Raw genomic sequence first — 17,344 nt, 5'->3', positions numbered from 1 at the left:
GGAGCCGTCCGAAGTGCAATGTCTGGAACTGCCGCGATCAGTTTGACGCGGCGAGCTTGATCTCGCCGGGCGTCGGCGTAACGGTCGCACCGGGCCGCACCATCGGGTTGGCGAAGCCGCCGACGACGACCTTGTCCTGCGGTGTCAGCCCGCTGCGGATGACGCGCAGGCCACCGCTGATCTGGCCGAGCACGACGGGCTTCGGCACGATCTTGTTCTCGGGCCCGACGGTCAGGACGATCTTGTTGGCCTGGTCGGAGACGACGACGGCGTCCGGAACCAGCAGGGCATCGGCCTCGCCGGAATAGATGCGCAGCCGCCCGAAGGTGCCGGGCGTCAGGAACTCGTCCTTGTTCGCGAACACGACGCGGCCGCGGATCGTGCCGGAGCGCGCATTGAGCGCGTTGTCGACGAAGTCGATCCGGCCGCGGCGCTTCCACTGCTGCTCGTCCGAGAGACGAACCTCTGCGACGATGCCATCGTCGCGCGAGGCGCCGGTGCGCAGGCTGCTGGCCTGGCGCTGATAACGCAGATAGTCGGCCTCGGACGCGTCGAAGGTGAAATAGATCGGATCGAGCGCTACGATCGTCGTCAGCAGCGTCGCGCCAGACTGGCCGCCCGCGATCAGGTTGCCGGAGTCGACGCGGCGGTTGGAGATGCGGCCAGCCAGCGGCGCGCGGACCTCAGTCCATTCGAGATTGAGTTCTGCGGTCTTGAGATTGGCCTCGGCGCCTTGCAGCGTGCCGATCGCACTGTTCAGGTTGGCCCGGCGCTGATCGACGTCGCGTGCCGTGATGGTGCGGTTCTGGGTCAGGCCCTCGGCGCGCTCGACCTCGTTCTGCGCGAGTTCGACCTGCGCCTTGGCGCGCGCTACTTCGGCGCGGGAGGCGTCGACCGACAGCCGGTAGGGCCGCTGATCGATGGTGAAGAGCAGATCGCCCTTCTTGACCAAATCGCCATCGCGGAAATGCACCGCGTCCAGGAAGCCCGAGACGCGTGCGCGCACCTCGACCTGCTCGCTCGCCTCGAAGCGGCCGGTGAACTCGTCCCAGTTGGTGACGCGCTGGGCAAGCGGGGCGGAAACCTGGACCGGGGGAGCCGGCGGGGCGCCCTGGGCGCGGGCATCATGGGGCAGAAGCACGGCGGCGGAGGCCATCAGCGTCGCGGCGCACAAGCCGACAAGCATCAGACCGGGGCGGCGGTTCAACATGGCGAAACTCCGGATGGCTTTAGCCGGCGCAATCTTGACGGATTGCCGGCGCGTGCCGTTACAAGAGGTGTTGAGTGACGATTGTCAAGAACCATCACCCGTCATTGGGCGGAATGAGGCATAATCGGCCATAATCCCGACAAGCGGTGTCGGGAGCGCAACAGAAGCTTGCCGCCTGCCCGCCGAGGTCGTAACCGGTAGGCGACCCTTTCGAGCCGGAAGACTGACAATGAACGCGCATGCCCGCCCCGCCGACCCCAAGAAGCTGATCAAGGGCGCGACAGGTGACTGGGAGATTGTGATCGGCATGGAAATCCATGCACAGGTCACCTCCAACGCCAAGTTGTTTTCGGGCTCCTCGACCGGTTTCGGCGCCGAGCCCAACGCTCATGTCAGCCTCGTCGATGCGGCCATGCCCGGCATGCTGCCGGTCATCAACGCCGAATGCGTGCGCCAGGCCGTGCGCACCGGCCTCGGCCTCAATGCGCAGGTCAACAAGCGCTCGGTCTTCGACCGCAAGAACTACTTCTACCCTGATTTGCCGCAGGGTTACCAGATCAGCCAGTACAAAAGTCCGATCATCGGCGAAGGCGAGATCGTCGTCGATCTCTCGCCGACGGAGCAGATTACCGTCGGCATCGAGCGCCTCCACCTGGAGCAGGACGCCGGCAAGTCGATCCACGATCAGCATCCGACCATGAGCTTCGTCGACCTCAACCGGTCCGGCGTCGCGCTGATGGAGATCGTCTCGCGTCCGGATCTGCGCTCCGCCGACGAGGCCAAGGCCTATGTGACGAAGCTGCGCACCATCCTGCGCTATCTCGGCACCTGCGACGGCGACATGGAGAAGGGCAACCTGCGCGCCGACGTCAACGTCTCGGTTCGCAAGCCCGGCGCCGAGTTCGGCACGCGCTGCGAGATCAAGAACGTCAACTCGATCCGCTTCATCGGCCAGGCGGTCGAGGTCGAGGCGCGCCGCCAGATCGGCATTCTCGAGGATGGTGGCACGATCGACCAGGAAACCCGCCTCTACGATCCCGGCAAGGGCGAGACCCGCTCGATGCGCTCGAAGGAAGAGGCGCATGACTACCGCTATTTCCCCGACCCCGATCTCCTGCCGCTGGAGTTTGACGACGCCTTCGTCGAAGGGCTGAAGGCCGCGCTGCCGGAACTGCCGGATGCCAAGAAGGCCCGCTTCATCGCCGAATACGGGCTCTCGCCCTATGACGCCTCGGTCCTCGTCGCCGAGCGCGAGCAGGCTGACTATTTCGAGGCGGTCGCCAAGGGCCGCGACGGCAAGGCCGCGGCAAACTGGGTGATCAACGAGCTGTTCGGCCGCCTCAACAAGGAAGGCAAGGACATCGCGACCTCACCGGTCTCGGCCGCCCAGCTCGGCGGGCTGGTCGACCTGATCGGCGAAGGCGTGATCTCCGGCCGCATCGCCAAGGATCTGTTCGAGATCCTCTGGTCGGAAGGTGGCGATCCGCGTCAGATCGTGGAATCACGCGGCATGAAGCAGGTCACCGACACCGGCGCCATCGAGAAGGCGGTGGACGAGCTGATCGCCGCCAATCCCGACAAGGTCGAGCAGGTCAAGGCCAAGCCGACGATGCTCGGCTGGTTCGTCGGCCAGGCGATGAAGGCATCGGGCGGCAAGGCCAATCCGCAGGCGCTGAACGAGATCCTGAAGCAGAAGCTCGGCATCTGAGCCGGGGCCATGCCACGGATTCCGGGTCGTCGCCGCAGGTGCGGCCGGGCCGGGGCTGATTGCGTTCAGAAGCCCCGGTTGATCCGCTTCTGCGCCAGCCGGACGGCTGCCGGGATGGGAGCGATGACCGGGACCGGAAAGCGCATCGACAGGGATTGCGCTGCCTGCCCGAGCGGCCCGCCGCCGATGAGTAGTGCCTCGGCACCGAATACCTCGATGGCATGGGCGCAGGCCTTGGCCAGCGCCTCGACGAGCGTGGCGTGGTCGGCCATGACGGCATGGACGTCGCCCTCCGTCAGGGCGACGCCGCGCAGGGTGGCGCCATGGCCGTAGGCCTCGGCCAGGGCGGTGATCGAGCCGACGAGGCCGGGTGTCGTCGTGACGACGGCGAAGGGCCGTCGGCCGGAACCCGCCTCCGCCATGCCGGCCTCGGCGATGCCGGTCACCGGGCAGGACAGCCGCTGGCGCAGCGCCGCCAGCCCCGGATCGCCGAAGGCCGAGATGATGACGCCGTCCGGCGGCGTCGAGGCGATCGTCCCGGCGAGCGCCTGAACTGCCTTGGCCGAGCGGGCCAGCGCCTCGTCATCGGTAATGAGCGGCACGCCATAGGGCGCGCTCATCGCGTCGATCACGGTTCCGCCGGGTGCGGCGGCTTGGGCGATGGCGCGCATCATGTTGGTGGTCGCGGCATTGGTGTTGGGATTGATCAGGAGCAGGCGCGTCATGGTGTCTCCGGCACGGCCTTCAAAGGTAGCGGTTGGTCACCGCTGCAATTCTTAGAGCACGCCCGGTCATGATGCACAGGGCGCGCGGCGAGGATGCCGCGGATGCCGGTCAGTTGACGGCATGTGAGATTGCGCGGCCGGGCAGGGCGGCTATCGTCCCGCCCCTGGCCTTGCGTCGATTCCTCGGCGCCTTTGGTGTCCGTGGAGCTTCCGATGGCAGACCTTTCCGCTTTTCCGATCACGGCCCGCTGGCCGGCGAAACACCCTGACCGCATCCAGCTATATTCGCTGCCGACGCCCAACGGCGTGAAGGTCTCGATCGCGCTCGAGGAGCTCGGCCTGCCCTATGAGCCGCATACGATCAACATCGGCCAGAACGAGACCTGGGGGCCGGAGTTCCTCTCGCTGAACCCCAACGGCAAGATTCCGGCGATCATCGATCCCGATGGACCCGGCGGCAAGCCGCTCGGACTGTTCGAGTCCGGCGCGATCCTGATCTATCTCGCCGAGAAGGCTGGCAAGCTGCTGCCGGCCGATCCGGCCGCCCGCTACGAGACCATTCAGTGGGTGATGTTCCAGATGGGGGCGATCGGGCCGATGTTCGGCCAGCTCGGCTTCTTCCATAAATTCGCCGGCAAGGACTACGAGGACAAGCGCCCGCGCGACCGCTACGCCGCCGAGAGCAAGCGCCTGCTCGGCGTGCTGGAGACGAGGTTGGCCGGGCGCGACTGGATCATGGGCGACGAGTACACCATCGCCGACATTGCCTCGCTGGGGTGGGTCCGCAATCTCGTCGGCTTCTACGGCGCCGGGGAACTGGTCGACTATGCCAGTCTGAAGAACGTTCCGGGCTGGCTCGAGCGTGGCCTCGCCCGGCCGGCGGTGCAGCGCGGGCTCGAGATCCCCAAGCGCCCCTGAACCTCAGATGGGCGAGGGTGACGGCCGCGTGCTCGGGAGCAACCTGAGCGCGCGGACGGCGATGCCTTCCGCTTCCAGAACGGCACGGCCGCCGAGCCCTTCGAGTTCGATGACGAAGAGGGCGGTCGTGCAGCGCGCGCCGAGGCGGCGCAGCAGCTGGATCGAGGCGAGCGCGGTCTTGCCCGACATCAGGCAGTCGTCGATGACGGCGACCGAGCGCTCCGCGAGCGGGTTGCCCTTGGACAGCGCGACGCCGCTGCCGAGTTCGTAGTTCGGCATGACGTAGCGGACCACATCGGGCCGGAGCGACCCCACCTTGCGGATGTCGAAGAAGCCGATGCCGCGCACCAGGGCGAGCGCCCCGGCAAAGCCGATGCCGCCGACATCGATGCCCGCGATGAGGTCGACATCATCGGGCAGGCAGCGTTCGAGCTCGCGGAATGCGATGCTGGCGAGGGGGCCATTGCAGGTGAAGGTACTGACGTCGGGAAAGTCGATGCCGGGCCTGGGGTAGTTCGACCAGCGCCGGACCTTCAGTTCCGGCAAGCCATCCTGGGCTTCGGGGCGCCCATTGTCGTGATCCATGCTATCCGCCATGCCTCCGGCCTGCCGATCGAATCATGCCCGATGACGGCATGACGGCCTAGCCCGGTGACGAACTCGCGACATGCGCTGCGAGCAGGCTCGAAACGGTGGACCAGGATGATCACCATCTACGGCATCAAGAACTGCGATACGATGAAGAAGGCCCGGCTTTGGCTCGACGGACATGGCGTGAGCTACGGCTTTCATGATTACAAGGCGAGCGGCATCGATCGGGCCTCGCTCGAGGGCTGGTTGCGGGAGCATGGTTGGGAAACCGTGCTGAACCGGGCCGGCACCACCTTTCGCGCCTTGCCCGAGGCCGAAAAGCAGGGGCTTGATGCGCAGAAGGCAGCCGCCCTGATGCTGGCGCAGCCTTCGATGATCAAGCGCCCGGTGCTCGATCTCGGCAAGGGCAGGACGATTGTCGGCTTCAAGCCGGAGCTGTACGAGGCGGCGCTGGTCGGGACGAATTGAATTCGGAGCCGAGCCCGGCAGTCAGCCATGCCGCGATATTGATCGGCGTTTTCAATCATTGATTGAAGTGTCGCGCTTATGATGCGCGACATGACAGAACGCCATCCTCCGGCGCGCATGACGCTGCCATCGGTCTCCTATGGCCCGTTTCGCCAGATCGGAGCGCTGCCTTGGCTCATGGTGGCCGCGACGATGCGCGTCATCGCCTTTTTCGGCGGGTTGATCGCCCTGCCGGCGGTCGTCATCGCGAACATCGCCCTGCTGTTGGCGTTCGTGGTTGTCACATGGCGTATGATCGAGGTGACACGGGGGCGCACGAGCCTCGGAGATCTGGGATTCTCCCAGCAGTCCAGGATGGCGCGGACCGTGCTGCTGCCCGTTTTCGGCTTGCTGATCGCGGCGACCATCGTGGCGGCGGCCTCCGGGCTCGTCGAGCAACCCGGCGACTTCATGTTGGGTTTCGACGGGATCGCCTTCGACCAGCGGACGGATCACGGCCGGTTGTGGAGCGCTTTCGTCGCGGCTCTGGTGTTGTTGATGGTCCTGCAGGTCGACGAGGACGCCAAGCCCAGCTTGGTCAGGGCGATGCGTGAATTCGCGCGGCGGGCTGCCTGGCTCGTGCCGGCGGTGCTCGTGGTCGCCGCAGCGTCGCTTTTGCTTCATCCGGTCCAGAGCTGGTTCCGGTTTCTGATCCGCGACGTCTGGGCCGGACAGGGAGTTCCTACGAACGTCAAGGTGCTGCTGTCCTTCAGCTACGTCCTCATCTTTGCGACGATCAGACTCTGGCTGACGGTGGCGATCCTGGTGTTTGCGCTGCGTCGATCCTATCGGGCTCGCCCGGACGTCTGACGCGCGGCGAACGCGCACTCGCCACACGGGACATGCCCTTTCGCAATGGGACCGACTGCGCTACCTCGCGGGCCATGACCGTTCAGCCCCATATCTCCGAGCCGCTGGCGCCGCTGCCTGGCCCGACCGATTTCACCTTCCATCTCCATGCCCGCGACGGCGCCGCCCGCACGGGCGAAATCCGCATGCCGCGCGGCACGATCCGCACCCCGGCCTTCATGCCGGTCGGCACGGCGGCGACCGTCAAGGGCATGTATCCCGACCAGGTCCGGGAGCTCGGCGCCGATGTCGTGCTCGGCAACACCTATCACCTGATGCTGCGGCCGGGCGCCGAGCGTGTCGCCAGGCTCGGCGGCCTGCATCGCTTCATGAACTGGCCGCACCCGATCCTGACCGATTCCGGCGGCTTCCAGGTGATGTCCCTCGCCAACCTCCGCAAGTTGACCGAGGAGGGCGTCGCCTTCCGCTCCCATATCGACGGCTCGAAGCACATGCTTAGCCCCGAGCGTTCGGTCGAGATCCAGAACCTGCTCGGTTCCGATATCGTCATGCAGCTCGACGAATGCGTTTCGTTGCCCTGCGAGGACAAGGTCGCGGAGAAGGCGATGCGGCTGTCGCTGCGCTGGGCCGAGCGCTGCAAGGCTGCATTCGGCGACCCGGCGGGCCGGGCGCTGTTCGGCATCGTCCAGGGCGGGGCGGTGCCACGCCTGCGCGTCGAGAGCGCGCGCGAGCTCGCCGCCATGGACCTCAAAGGCTACGCCATCGGCGGGCTCGCCGTCGGTGAGCCGCAGGAGGTGATGCTGGCGATGATCGAGACGGTCGAGCCGCATCTGCCGCTGGCGAAGCCGCGCTACCTGATGGGCGTCGGTACCCCCGACGACATCGTCCAGGCGGTCTGCCGTGGCGTCGACATGTTCGATTGCGTGATGCCGACCCGGGCCGGGCGCCACGGCCAGATCTTCACCCGCTTCGGCCGCATGAACCTGAAGAATGCCAAGCACGCCGAGGATCCGCGCCCCGTCGACGAGGCCTCGTCCTGCCCGGCGGCTAACGGCTGGTCGCGCGCCTATCTCCACCACCTCGTCAAGGCGGAGGAAATGCTCGGCAAGATGCTGCTGACCTGGATCAACCTCGCCTACTATCAGGAGTTGATGGCGGGGCTGCGTGCCGCGGTCGCGGCCGGCAGGCTCGCGGATTTCGTTGCGGAGACGAAAGAGGGCTGGGCGCGCGGCGACACCTCCGGCACGCCGTGATCGACCCCTGGTTCCTGATGCTGGTTCTCAAGATGGCGACCGCCGCGGCGGTCGTCGTCGGGTGCTCGCTCTTGGCCGAGCGCAGCGGACCGATGATCGCGGCGATGATCGCGACCCTGCCGATCTCGGCCGGGCCGGTCTTCGTGTTCCTCGCGCTCGAGCACGATGCGGCCTTCATCGCCCAGAGCACGCTCGGTGGCATGACCTCGAACCTCGCCAATGCGGGCTTGAGCCTCGCCTATGTGCTCCTGGCGCAGCGCTTCGGTACGCTCGCCTGCCTGACGGCCGCATTGCTCGCCTGGACGGCGGTGCTGTTCCTGCTGCGCACGCTCGAGCCGTCCTTCGTGGTCATGATTGCCGCGACCATTCTGGTCTATGGCGGCCTGCACCTGCTCTTCCGGCCCTATCTCGCCGCACGGCCGAAGCAGCCACCGGGCCGGCCCTGGTATCTGATCCCGATGCGCGCTGCCTTCGTCGCGACGCTCGCCGGCACGGTCACCACCGTCAGCGCCTATGTCGGGCCGACCTGGTCCGGTTCGCTTGCGGCGCTGCCGGTGGTCCTGAGCAGCATGATCGCGATGCTTCAGCCGCGGATCGGCGGTCCGGCGACCGCCGCCGTCATCGCCAATGGCGCGCTTGCTCTGATCGGCTTCGGACTGGCGATGGCATTGGTGCACCTGACCGCCGTTCCGCTGGGTTCGGCCGGGTCGCTGAGCCTCGGGCTCGCACTCTGCGTCGGCTGGAACCTGGCGCTGATGCGCCTAAGCCGAGGCGCGCGCTGAGCGGCGCCAGGAGGTCACGAACAGGCCTCCGACGATGAGCGCGATTCCGAGCCATTGCAGCGGCGCCGGCACCTCGCCGAGCAGCGGGATCGCCAGCAGCGTGCCGGTCACGGGGATCAGCGGGGGAAATCGCCCGACGACCGACTGTCCGAGGACATGGGCCGCCAGGCCCCACATCCACAATCCGAGGATGACGTTGAGCACGCCCTGATAGAGCGCGTGGCCGAGCAGAACCCACCAGGGCGCAATGTCGAAGCCCCGGAAGAAGAACAGCGCGTAGATCGGCAGATAGGCGAGCGACAGCACCGAGACGATCGCGCTGGCCCGCAGGCCATCGATGTTCCAGCGCTGGATCGCGAGGGGATATCCGCCCCAGACCAGCCCCGCGCACAGGAACATCAGATCGCCGGCGAGCGTGCTGTGCCCGCCCGAGCTGCTGCCGGCAAAGGCGAGACAGGCCAGCCCGGCCAGCATGCAGACGATGCCGATGACGAGGGAGCGCGTCACGACCGTGCCGAACATGATGACGCTGCCGATGATCCCGATGATCGTGACCGTACCTGGCGTGATCGTGGCGCCATGCGCGGCGGGCGCGAGGCTCAGGCCCGACAGCATGAGCATGCTCAGGGGAAAGCCGCTCGAGACGGCAAGAAAGGTGGCGCGCGGCCAGCCGACCCGGGTGATCAGCCTGTCGCGCAGGAAAAGCGGCAGCAGGATGAGCCCCGCCGTACCGAAGCGCAGAGCCATGATGTCATGCACTGTCAGACCGTTGAGAACCGCATAGCGGCTGACGACGAAGTTCGAGCCGAAGATCAGCACGCTTGCGATCATGCAGGCAAAAGCCAGGCGTCGGCGCCGCTTCTCGCGAACCTGCGTGGCTTCGGACATAGGCGCGATCTGGTCCATCTCGAAGGTATCGCGCGATTGACGGCCCGGCGTTAGCGCGGCCGCTGCATGGCGCCTGCGCGCCATGTTCGCAGGTGCAGCAATACCGTTCGCGGCGATCTGGAAACAATTGGAGACGAAGCATCGCAATTGCTCCCCGATTCAGCCGTTCTCGCGCCGGGCTGCCGCTATTCTCCTGCTGTCGTTCAATCAGGAGCTTCGGATATGTCGGGTTCTGTCTTTGCGGCTTCGGTCCGCTTCCTCCGCGGTGTCGGCAATCAGGCGGCGGTCTCGGTGGCGGCCTCCGCGCTCGCGGCTGCGGCGCTGGCCCTGCCGGGCAGTATCGCCCTGCCGTTCTTCGGAGGGCCGGCGGAGTCGGTCGAGACCAGCGCCGTAGCGGTAGCGACGGAGCGCTGGGTTTCGCCTGTCGCCTCCGATGGCAAGATCCGCGACCGCCACCATGATGCCATCGACGCCGACGCGCCGCTGCGGGGAGCGGAGGGTTCGGGCCTCGTCAGTCCGGCGGCGATCATGATGCCGATGTCGCTGGATTGGACGCTGCCGGCTGCGCAGGTGGCTGCAGCGCCCCAGATCCGTCAGGCGACGACGACCGAGCCGCGCGCCCGCTCCCTGCAGGCGCAGGCGCTTCCGCCTCGCCGTCCGGTCGTCGAGCGCAACGTCGCAACGGCCGAATTCACGCCGCTGCAGATCGCGCCGGTGCAGGGGGCGGCGGTTCAGGTCGCCGCGGTTCAGGCCGCGCCGAACGCTCCCGCGACCATCGAGAAAGCCAAGCCGCAGCAGCGCAGCGTGCTTGGCGTCAATGTTCCCGCGCCGGTGTCCCGCATGGGCGATGCGGTCTATGGCGCGGTCGGTTTCGTCGGCGCGGCAGGAAGCTGGACGCTGTCGCGCGCCTCGGACCTGCTGCCGCGCCTGTGAGCCTTACGCCAGCGCCTTCAGCGCGGCGCGGCCGGCATAGACCGCCTGGGCGCCGAGTTCCTCCTCGATGCGCAGGAGCTGGTTGTACTTCGCGGTCCGGTCGGAACGGGCGAGCGAGCCGGTCTTGATCTGCCCGCAATTCGTCGCGACCGAGAGGTCGGCGATGGTCGAATCCTCGGTCTCGCCCGAGCGGTGCGACATCACCGCGGTGTAGCCGGCGCGCTGCGCCATCTCGACCGCGGCAAGCGTCTCGGTCAGCGAGCCGATCTGGTTGACCTTGACCAGGATCGAGTTCGCCGTCTTCGTCCTGATGCCCTGCGAGAGGCGCGTGACGTTGGTCACGAACAGGTCGTCGCCGACGAGTTGGCACTTGGAGCCGACGAGATCGGTCAGCGCCTTCCAGCCCTCCCAGTCGTCCTCGGACATGCCGTCCTCGATCGAGACGATCGGATAGCTGCCGACGAGCTTGGCGAGGTACTTCGCCTGCGCCTTCGGCTCGCGGGTCTTGCGCTCGCCCTCATAGACGTAGGCGCCATCCTTGAAGAACTCCGTTGCGGCGCAGTCCAGCGCCAGCGCGATGTCCTCGCCGGGCTTGTAGCCGGCGGCCTCGATCGCCTGCATGACGAAGTCGAGCGCAGCTTCCGCCGACTTGATGTTCGGCGCGAAGCCGCCCTCGTCGCCGACATTGGTGTTGTGGCCGGCATCGTGGAGCTTCTTCTTCAGCGTGTGGAAGATCTCCGAGCCCATCCGCAGCCCTTCCGAGAAGGAGGGGGCGCCGATCGGCATGATCATGAATTCCTGGAAATCGATCGGGTTGTCGGCATGGGCGCCGCCATTGACGATGTTCATCATCGGCACGGGCAGGACACGGGCTGAGGTGCCGCCGACATAGCGGTAGAGCGGCAGGCCGGCGGCCTCGGCTGCAGCCTTGGCGACGGCGAGCGAGACGCCGAGGATCGCGTTGGCGCCGAGCTTCGACTTGTTGGGCGTACCGTCGAGCTCGATCATCGCCTCGTCGATGGCGACCTGGTCTTCGGCGTCCATGGCGACGAGCCGCTCGGCGATAGCGACGTTGACGGCCTCGACCGCCTTCAGGACGCCCTTGCCGAGATAGTGGCTCTTGTCGCCGTCGCGCAGTTCCACGGCCTCATGGGCGCCTGTGGACGCACCGGACGGAACGGCGGCGCGGCCCATCGAGCCGTCCTCCAGCACGACATCGACCTCGACCGTGGGGTTGCCGCGGGAATCGAGGATCTGGCGGCCGATGATGTCGATGATCGCGGTCATGGAAAACTCCGTGGCGGGCGCAAAGAGGGGTGTCAGCCGCGCTTCTAGCCAACGCTCCCGCGCTCGGGAAGCCTCAAATCCGGGAGCTGCTCGCTATGGCGGCGAAATCCGGCCGCAAGGGCCGGCTGCCGGCTCCCGCGGGCGCGGGAGAACCCGATCATCAGACCCGGCCCCGGTCCGCATCTTGCGGCCCTCCCGATGTTTGCAGGCCGACTGTTTCAGCGGGAGACGAAGATGTTCCGGATCATGCCCGATCGCCGTCGCCCGTCGCTGGTGCGTGTGCTGGCCTCGGTCGTGGTTACACTCGCCTGGTGGGCAGGGCTGTGCGCGCTGGCGGGCCGCCCCGTCTGGTTCTGGTAATCAGGGATCGTCATCCGTGCGGACATAGCCGCCGACGAGGAAGCCGCTCTGGATCGCGAAGAGATAGCCGATCCAGACCAGGACGCTGAGCAGCCCGAAATCCTGCCTTACCAGCCAGAGCGGGACCATGATCAGCGTTATCACAACACAGGCTGCGATGATCGCGAGGTAATTGTAGGAAAGGCCGATCAGCAAGCCCATGATGAACAATATGCCGGCAATGATCATGGTCTGACGGGGGCGTCCGGCTGGGTGCGTGCCACAGAATCGCTGCGGGCAAGATGAGTATTGTGGCGGGCCGGTTGCTCCGATCCCTTTTACGGCCGGGGCGGGATTTGAAATAAAGTGGCGGCGTATTTGCGGCAGAGGCGAGACGCTTCTGGGGATAACCACAGCCGCGAAAACGGTTCCCAGCCTCTCGCGCAATGGTCTAGAAGGCGCCAAACCTCAGGAGCCTTACGATGTCGATCGACGCCTCGACCTTACAGCTCGGGCAGCCTTCCGAGCTGCCTGCATCGCCCGAACAGGCACGCCTCGACCGCGTGCCAAACCCCCATGCCGGCACGAACTATCTCGCCCGCTTCACCTGCCCGGAGTTCACCTCGATCTGCCCCGTCACGGGACAGCCTGATTTCGGCATCCTGGTGATCGACTACCTGCCGGGCCAGTGGCTGGTCGAGTCGAAGTCGCTGAAGCTTTATCTCGGCGCCTTCCGGAATCACGGTGCCTTCCACGAGGACTGCACGGTCGGCATCGGCAAGAAGCTGGTGGAACTGCTCGAGCCGGAATGGTTCCGGATCGGCGGCTACTGGTACCCGCGCGGCGGCATCCCGATCGATGTGTTCTGGCAGACCGGTGAGCCGCCGAAGGGGCTGTGGCTGCCCGACCAGGGCGTCGCGCCCTATCGCGGGCGCTGATCCGGCCCCGCCGGACAGGGCGGTGGCCGGCGGGCCAGGCTCAGTGCGACAGGCGCAGGCTCGTCAGCGACTGGCCGATAGCCTGGAAGGCAGCGGCGAGTGCGGCGGCATTGGTCGCGTCGTAGTAGTGCTCGGCGTCGGTGGCGCAGCCCTGAAGCATCGTTTTCGCGGCCGCGTCCGTCACCGCGAAGGCGACGGTGAACACCTCGATCTTCTTCGCCTTGGCCTCGGCGCAGACTTTCGATGTGTCGGTGTTCGCCTTGGTGACCTGGGTGGTCGAGGACGCATTCGTGTGCGAGCCGTCCGAATTGAAGGTCCGGGTGTTCGCGCCGTCCGTCATCAGAACCAGCGCCTTGCGCGGCAGCTTGTTGGCGGTGTCGTAGGCCGCGCCCTCCGCGAATGGGGCGGCCGGCGACAGAAGGTTGACGCCCCAGACCATGCCGTCGGGAATATAGGTCGAGGGCTTGTAGCTGCCGCTATTGATGATCAGGCCGTCGATCGCGCTCGTCAGCGTCGTCTTGTTAGTGGTCAGGGGCACGATCGGGTTGAGGCAGGTCTGGCTCGTCTGCTGAATGCCCTTGTAGAGCGTCGTCGTGGTCTGGTCGGGCAGGAGCAGGGTCGTGCCGCTGTTGCGCGTATAGACGCAGCCGAACCACTTATAGTTGGTCGTCGTCGTCGTCGTCTTCTCCGGCGTGCCTCCGCTGCACTGCTGGTAGGGTGTGACCGGCTGGGTCGTGCAGGTCTGGGGCGTGCAGTCATATGTCGAGGGCACGCCGTCGGTGTAGCTCGTGCAGGTCTTGGGAGCGCCCTTGGTGCAGACCTGCTTCGTGCTGACGGTGGTGCAGGTGTAGGGGACGGCCGGCGTTGTCGTCGTCTTGGTCTCGGAGTAATCCGCCGGCACCGAGATCCAGGACTGGCCGCGATTGCCGGTGCCGACATTGACGTAGTCGGCGAATGGCACGATGCCGATCTTCACATTGGAGCCGCCGGAGGCGAGCACCGTGTTGACGAGGCTCTTGGCTGCCGCCTTCAGCACCGTGATCTTGGAATCGGCGCTTCCGGCGCTCTCCGACATCGACCAGGTGTTGTCGAGCACGAGCGCCATCTCGACGGTGCCGCTGACCTCCTTGACCGCCGAGGATTTGGCACTGAAGGGCATGGTCTTGATGCCGATCACCGACATCAGCGAGGTGTCGAGCACGCCGCTGCTGTCGATCGTCACCGTTCCGGTCGACTCCTGAAATGCGAAATCCGTGATCTCGATGTTGTTGCCGTCGATGCTGTCGGTATTGGCGACGAAGAACTTGTTTGCCGCCGCCCGCAACTGGGCGGTGTCCTTGCTCGGCAGGCGCGCTGCTGCGAGCGCTGCTGAATCTGTTGCGGCTTGCAGCGAGGCGCGGGCCTTGGTGACCCGCCCATAGTCGATCACCGCGCCTGCCATGCCGATCAGCACGACGCCAGCAAAGGCGAACATGGTGATGGTCGAACCGGACTCCTGTTTGCGAAAACGGCTGGCAAGCCGAAAAAACGCATCCATCGAGAACTGGCTCATCATGGCGTCTCTCTTGGCGCCCATGGCCTGCACTACATGGGGTGCTGGCCGTTCCGCGCACGTTGCTTCCGTGAGCGTGACCATGACGCGGAGATATTGAGATTCCGTTCCGCCAACCGTCGAAACACGATGGCGTCCGGGCCGCGCCGGCGCGGTCCGCTCAGGTGCGGCTGCCGGCGATCGGCAGGATCCGCGGCGTGACATAGCCGAAGATGGCGATCGCGACCGCGAAGAGCAGGATGGCTGTGCCGGACCCGAGCAGGTGCATGGCGAAGCCCATCACGACCGGCCCAGTGGCCTGGCCGAGGAAGAAGCTGCAGGCGAACAGGGCCATGGCAGAGCCGCGGGCGCTCGGCGCGAGCTCGGTCGCCTGCGCCTGGAAGGTGCCGTGCAGCAGGAAGAACCCGAAGCCCTGCGCGGCGAAGATCGGGATCGCGGTCCACCATGGCCAGTCGAAGGCGAACAGCGCCATGGCGATGCCGCAGACCACGCCGCCGGTGCGCGTCATCAGCGTCGGCCCGAGCCGCTCGACGAGGATGCGCGTCAGCAGCCCGTAGACCAGGCAGCCGAAGCCCATGCCGGCGATGACGAGGCCCGCCTGGGCGGGCCCGACGCCCGAGCGCTCGAACAGCAACGCGGCGACATAGGCGGGGATGCCGTACAGCAGGATGCCCTCGATGATGACGAGGCCGTAGAGCAGCTTGGTGCGGGGATTGGCGAAGACCGTGCGATAATTGGCGAGTGCGCCGGAAAGGCTGAGCCGTTTGCGGGTGACGTTGCTTCGCGGCTTGAGGACGACGCTGACGAGGACGGCGGCCAGGAGGGAAATGGCCGTCGCCGAGAGGAAGACGGCGCGCCAGCCCACATGGGTCGCGATGAGGCCCGAGCAGGCCGAGCCCGACATCTGGCCGATGATCATCAGCACGGTGAAGCGGCCGAGCGCGACCTGCCGGTCCTGCATCGGCGCGCGGTCGCCGATGGCAGCCATCGCGATCGGGATGATGCCGCCCGAGGCGACGCCGGCTACCGCGCGTACCACCGCCATCACCTCGAAGGAGTTCACCAGGGCCGCGACGGCCGAGAACAGCGCCAGCGCCAGCAGGCAGATCAGGATCGTGCGGATCTTGCCGATGGCATCGGCGAGGGGGCCGAGAAATGGTTGGCCGAGGGCGTAGGACAGCGAGAACGCCGTCACCATCACCACGATCTGGGGGATGCTGCGGCTGAACTCGCCGGCGAGGGTCGGGATCAGCGGATCGATGATCCGCATGGTGAATGTCGAGGCGAAGCCGCAGGCGCCGAGGACCAGGATGAGCGGAGTCAGCGAGATGGGCGCCGGCGCGGGAGCGGGCGCCGGAGGCGGCGTATCAGACATACGCCAGCGTAGGCTTCGCCTTGGCTTTGGCAAGGCGATCAAAGCCTTGCAGCTCTGCGATCAACGCAGGGAAGGCGCTGAGCGGCACCATGTTGGGCCCGTCGCTGGGCGCGTTGTCGGGGTCCTCATGCGTCTCGATGAACACGCCCGCGACGCCGACGGCGACAGCCGCGCGCGCCAGCACGGGCACGAACTCGCGCTGGCCTCCCGACGACGAGCCCTTGCCGCCGGGCTGCTGGACCGAATGGGTCGCGTCGAAGATCACCGGGGCGCCGATCGACTGCGCCATGATCGGCAGTGAGCGCATGTCCGTGACGAGCGTGTTGTAGCCGAAGGAGGCGCCGCGCTCGGTCACCATCACGTTCGGGTTACCGCTCTCGGTGACCTTGGCCGCGACATTGACCATGTCCCAGGGAGCGAGGAACTGGCCCTTCTTGACGTTGACGACGCGTCCCGTCCGGGCCGCGGCGACCAGGAGATCGGTCTGGCGGCAGAGGAAGGCGGGGATCTGCAGCACGTCGACGACTTCGGCGACCGCGGCGCATTGGCCCGCTTCATGCACGTCGGTCAGGACAGGCAGGCCGGTCTCCGCGCGGATATCGGCGAAGACGGGCAGGGCCGCCTTCAGGCCCATCCCGCGCTCGCCTTTGACGCTCGTGCGATTGGCCTTGTCGAAGGATGTCTTGAAGACCAGCCCGATGCCGAGCTCTTCAGCGATTTCCTTGAGGGCATAGGCCGTCTCGAGCGCGTGATTGCGGCTTTCCATCTGGCAGGGGCCGGCGATCACCGCGAGCGGGAGGCCGTTGCCGAAGCGAACCGGGGAGGCGAGGTCGGCGCCGACGGAGACGATGGCATTGGCGGTCATGGGCGGCATCTCCGAGATGATGTGGGGCCGGGCTTATGACCGGCAGGGGCTGCGGGTCAAGCCACAGCCCAGCTGAGGTCGCTAGGCTGCGACCATTAGGCTGCGAGTTTGCGTCGAACGCACTGGCGAAGCGGCGGCGAGGTCTGTAAATTCATCGGCGAGGCATTATGTCGGGTGGGAAGCGCCAGGAAGCGATCTTGAGAGAAACGGCAGCGACGATGACGCAGGCAAAGGACATCATGGGGTCGGGCGACGCCGTGGCGCCTTGGCCGGTGGTCTGTGTCGAGCCGCGCGGAATGGCTGATCGCCCCAAGCGTCCGCCTTCGCCGAGCGATGGCGGGCGGGACGGCACGGGGACGGCCGTTCTGACCCGGACCCGCACCCGCAAGCCGAATCTTTATCGCGTCCTGCTGTTGAACGACGACTACACTCCGATGGAGTTTGTCGTTCACGTTCTGGAGCGCTTCTTCCAGAAGGACCGCGCCGCGGCGACGCAGATCATGATGCATGTGCACCAGAACGGCGTCGGCGAATGCGGTGTCTTCACCTACGAGGTCGCCGAGACGAAGGTCACGCTCGTGATGGATCTGGCGCGCAAGCACATGCATCCGCTGCAGTGCGTGATGGAGAAGAAGTAGAGTTTTGAGTTCGCTCACCCTTGTG

The 17,344-nt window shown here is 66.5% G+C and carries 19 protein-coding genes; 10 read left to right on the top strand and 9 right to left on the bottom strand.

The annotated features are described in order from the left end of the window. Nucleotides 1–37 precede the first annotated feature (37 nt). Nucleotides 38–1,210, bottom strand: coding sequence for an efflux RND transporter periplasmic adaptor subunit (locus VGN82_RS14770; protein ID WP_327527774.1), 1,173 nt, complete (start codon nucleotides 1,208–1,210; stop codon nucleotides 38–40). A 229-nt stretch (nucleotides 1,211–1,439) separates the two neighbouring features. Here VGN82_RS14770 and gatB point away from each other — a divergent pair, with 229 nt between their 5' ends. Beyond that, nucleotides 1,440–2,918: an Asp-tRNA(Asn)/Glu-tRNA(Gln) amidotransferase subunit GatB gene (gene gatB / locus VGN82_RS14765; RefSeq protein ID WP_327527773.1), complete on the top strand. Its 1,479-nt coding sequence runs from the start codon at nucleotides 1,440–1,442 to the stop codon at nucleotides 2,916–2,918. Between the two features lie 65 nt (nucleotides 2,919–2,983). Here the strand turns inward: gatB and VGN82_RS14760 are convergent, their stop codons facing one another. Then, nucleotides 2,984–3,643: an aspartate/glutamate racemase family protein gene (locus VGN82_RS14760; protein WP_327527772.1), complete on the bottom strand. Its 660-nt coding sequence runs from the start codon at nucleotides 3,641–3,643 to the stop codon at nucleotides 2,984–2,986. 213 nt (nucleotides 3,644–3,856) lie between these two features. Here VGN82_RS14760 and VGN82_RS14755 point away from each other — a divergent pair, with 213 nt between their 5' ends. Then, nucleotides 3,857–4,561, top strand: coding sequence for a glutathione S-transferase N-terminal domain-containing protein (locus tag VGN82_RS14755; protein ID WP_327527771.1), 705 nt, complete (start codon nucleotides 3,857–3,859; stop codon nucleotides 4,559–4,561). A gap of 3 nt (nucleotides 4,562–4,564) precedes the next feature. On the opposite strand, the gene VGN82_RS14750 is transcribed toward VGN82_RS14755, so the two are convergent. After that, nucleotides 4,565–5,146 (bottom strand): phosphoribosyltransferase family protein, encoded by a 582-nt coding sequence (locus VGN82_RS14750; RefSeq protein WP_327527770.1) that lies wholly within the window; start codon nucleotides 5,144–5,146, stop codon nucleotides 4,565–4,567. A 117-nt stretch (nucleotides 5,147–5,263) separates the two neighbouring features. Between VGN82_RS14750 and VGN82_RS14745 the strand changes: the two genes are divergently transcribed. The 4 genes from VGN82_RS14745 to VGN82_RS14730 all read left to right on the top strand — a co-directional run bounded on the left by VGN82_RS14745 (nucleotide 5,264) and on the right by VGN82_RS14730 (nucleotide 8,504). Next, the gene (locus VGN82_RS14745) at nucleotides 5,264–5,620 is read left to right on the top strand and encodes an ArsC family reductase (protein WP_327527769.1); all 357 of its coding nucleotides are present in this window, start codon (nucleotides 5,264–5,266) and stop codon (nucleotides 5,618–5,620) included. A 78-nt stretch (nucleotides 5,621–5,698) separates the two neighbouring features. Beyond that, nucleotides 5,699–6,469: a hypothetical protein gene (locus VGN82_RS14740; protein WP_327527768.1), complete on the top strand. Its 771-nt coding sequence runs from the start codon at nucleotides 5,699–5,701 to the stop codon at nucleotides 6,467–6,469. 74 nt (nucleotides 6,470–6,543) lie between these two features. Next, the gene (tgt, locus tag VGN82_RS14735; RefSeq protein ID WP_327527767.1) at nucleotides 6,544–7,722 is read left to right on the top strand and encodes a tRNA guanosine(34) transglycosylase Tgt; all 1,179 of its coding nucleotides are present in this window, start codon (nucleotides 6,544–6,546) and stop codon (nucleotides 7,720–7,722) included. Beyond that, a complete protein-coding gene (locus VGN82_RS14730; RefSeq protein WP_327527766.1) occupies nucleotides 7,719–8,504 on the top strand; it encodes a hypothetical protein in 786 nt (261 codons plus the stop codon). Before tgt ends, VGN82_RS14730 begins: the two co-directional genes overlap by 4 nt. Here the strand turns inward: VGN82_RS14730 and VGN82_RS14725 are convergent. Next, a complete protein-coding gene (locus tag VGN82_RS14725) occupies nucleotides 8,484–9,392 on the bottom strand; it encodes a DMT family transporter (RefSeq protein ID WP_327527765.1) in 909 nt (302 codons plus the stop codon). The genes VGN82_RS14730 and VGN82_RS14725 overlap by 21 nt on opposite strands. A gap of 222 nt (nucleotides 9,393–9,614) precedes the next feature. Between VGN82_RS14725 and VGN82_RS14720 the strand changes: the two genes are divergently transcribed. Beyond that, nucleotides 9,615–10,325 (top strand): hypothetical protein, encoded by a 711-nt coding sequence (locus VGN82_RS14720; RefSeq protein WP_327527764.1) that lies wholly within the window; start codon nucleotides 9,615–9,617, stop codon nucleotides 10,323–10,325. Between the two features lie 3 nt (nucleotides 10,326–10,328). Here VGN82_RS14720 and eno read toward each other — a convergent pair whose 3' ends face one another. Further along, nucleotides 10,329–11,612, bottom strand: coding sequence for a phosphopyruvate hydratase (eno, locus tag VGN82_RS14715; RefSeq protein ID WP_327527763.1), 1,284 nt, complete (start codon nucleotides 11,610–11,612; stop codon nucleotides 10,329–10,331). A 234-nt stretch (nucleotides 11,613–11,846) separates the two neighbouring features. Between eno and VGN82_RS14710 the strand changes: the two genes are divergently transcribed. Beyond that, a complete protein-coding gene (locus VGN82_RS14710) occupies nucleotides 11,847–11,972 on the top strand; it encodes a hypothetical protein (protein WP_327527762.1) in 126 nt (41 codons plus the stop codon). Here VGN82_RS14710 and VGN82_RS14705 read toward each other — a convergent pair whose 3' ends face one another. Beyond that, a complete protein-coding gene (locus tag VGN82_RS14705) occupies nucleotides 11,973–12,173 on the bottom strand; it encodes a hypothetical protein (protein WP_327527761.1) in 201 nt (66 codons plus the stop codon). It abuts the gene before it with no gap. Between the two features lie 260 nt (nucleotides 12,174–12,433). Here VGN82_RS14705 and queF point away from each other — a divergent pair, with 260 nt between their 5' ends. After that, complete coding sequence (gene queF / locus VGN82_RS14700) at nucleotides 12,434–12,889, top strand: preQ(1) synthase (RefSeq protein ID WP_327527760.1); 456 nt, start codon at nucleotides 12,434–12,436, stop codon at nucleotides 12,887–12,889. A gap of 40 nt (nucleotides 12,890–12,929) precedes the next feature. Here queF and VGN82_RS14695 read toward each other — a convergent pair whose 3' ends face one another. From VGN82_RS14695 to kdsA, 3 genes are all read right to left on the bottom strand, one after another. After that, nucleotides 12,930–14,444 (bottom strand): pilus assembly protein TadG-related protein, encoded by a 1,515-nt coding sequence (locus VGN82_RS14695; RefSeq protein ID WP_327527759.1) that lies wholly within the window; start codon nucleotides 14,442–14,444, stop codon nucleotides 12,930–12,932. A 157-nt stretch (nucleotides 14,445–14,601) separates the two neighbouring features. Continuing rightward, nucleotides 14,602–15,816: an MFS transporter gene (locus tag VGN82_RS14690; RefSeq protein WP_327527758.1), complete on the bottom strand. Its 1,215-nt coding sequence runs from the start codon at nucleotides 15,814–15,816 to the stop codon at nucleotides 14,602–14,604. Next, nucleotides 15,809–16,690 (bottom strand): 3-deoxy-8-phosphooctulonate synthase, encoded by an 882-nt coding sequence (gene kdsA / locus VGN82_RS14685; protein ID WP_327527757.1) that lies wholly within the window; start codon nucleotides 16,688–16,690, stop codon nucleotides 15,809–15,811. The genes VGN82_RS14690 and kdsA overlap by 8 nt, the downstream gene beginning before the upstream one ends. A gap of 287 nt (nucleotides 16,691–16,977) precedes the next feature. Between kdsA and clpS the strand changes: the two genes are divergently transcribed. Then, complete coding sequence (gene clpS, locus VGN82_RS14680; RefSeq protein WP_327527921.1) at nucleotides 16,978–17,319, top strand: ATP-dependent Clp protease adapter ClpS; 342 nt, start codon at nucleotides 16,978–16,980, stop codon at nucleotides 17,317–17,319. The last annotated feature ends 25 nt before the right edge of the window (nucleotides 17,320–17,344 follow it).

The sequence above is a fragment of the Allobosea sp. genome, assembly GCF_035999205.1.
Taxonomy (GTDB): Bacteria; Pseudomonadota; Alphaproteobacteria; order Rhizobiales; family Beijerinckiaceae; genus Allobosea.
Note: the sequence above shows the minus strand (reverse complement) of the source record. Positions and strands in the feature narration are given on the sequence as shown.

Bases quoted from the DNA above. Each gene is read 5' to 3' on its own strand.
- VGN82_RS14705 (WP_327527761.1), bottom strand. From the start codon at position 12,173: ATGGGCTTGCTGATCGGCCTTTCCTACAATTACCTCGCGATCATCGCA.
- VGN82_RS14760 (WP_327527772.1), bottom strand. From the start codon at position 3,643: ATGACGCGCCTGCTCCTGATCAATCCCAACACCAATGCCGCGACCACC.
- gatB (WP_327527773.1), top strand. From the start codon at position 1,440: ATGAACGCGCATGCCCGCCCCGCCGACCCCAAGAAGCTGATCAAGGGC.
- VGN82_RS14770 (WP_327527774.1), bottom strand. From the start codon at position 1,210: ATGTTGAACCGCCGCCCCGGTCTGATGCTTGTCGGCTTGTGCGCCGCG.
- VGN82_RS14755 (WP_327527771.1), top strand. From the start codon at position 3,857: ATGGCAGACCTTTCCGCTTTTCCGATCACGGCCCGCTGGCCGGCGAAA.
- VGN82_RS14710 (WP_327527762.1), top strand. From the start codon at position 11,847: ATGTTCCGGATCATGCCCGATCGCCGTCGCCCGTCGCTGGTGCGTGTG.
- VGN82_RS14725 (WP_327527765.1), bottom strand. From the start codon at position 9,392: ATGTCCGAAGCCACGCAGGTTCGCGAGAAGCGGCGCCGACGCCTGGCT.
- clpS (WP_327527921.1), top strand. From the start codon at position 16,978: ATGGCTGATCGCCCCAAGCGTCCGCCTTCGCCGAGCGATGGCGGGCGG.
- kdsA (WP_327527757.1), bottom strand. From the start codon at position 16,690: ATGCCGCCCATGACCGCCAATGCCATCGTCTCCGTCGGCGCCGACCTC.
- VGN82_RS14740 (WP_327527768.1), top strand. From the start codon at position 5,699: ATGATGCGCGACATGACAGAACGCCATCCTCCGGCGCGCATGACGCTG.
- VGN82_RS14750 (WP_327527770.1), bottom strand. From the start codon at position 5,146: ATGGATCACGACAATGGGCGCCCCGAAGCCCAGGATGGCTTGCCGGAA.
- VGN82_RS14720 (WP_327527764.1), top strand. From the start codon at position 9,615: ATGTCGGGTTCTGTCTTTGCGGCTTCGGTCCGCTTCCTCCGCGGTGTC.
- queF (WP_327527760.1), top strand. From the start codon at position 12,434: ATGTCGATCGACGCCTCGACCTTACAGCTCGGGCAGCCTTCCGAGCTG.
- eno (WP_327527763.1), bottom strand. From the start codon at position 11,612: ATGACCGCGATCATCGACATCATCGGCCGCCAGATCCTCGATTCCCGC.
- tgt (WP_327527767.1), top strand. From the start codon at position 6,544: ATGACCGTTCAGCCCCATATCTCCGAGCCGCTGGCGCCGCTGCCTGGC.
- VGN82_RS14690 (WP_327527758.1), bottom strand. From the start codon at position 15,816: ATGTCTGATACGCCGCCTCCGGCGCCCGCTCCCGCGCCGGCGCCCATC.
- VGN82_RS14695 (WP_327527759.1), bottom strand. From the start codon at position 14,444: ATGATGAGCCAGTTCTCGATGGATGCGTTTTTTCGGCTTGCCAGCCGT.
- VGN82_RS14745 (WP_327527769.1), top strand. From the start codon at position 5,264: ATGATCACCATCTACGGCATCAAGAACTGCGATACGATGAAGAAGGCC.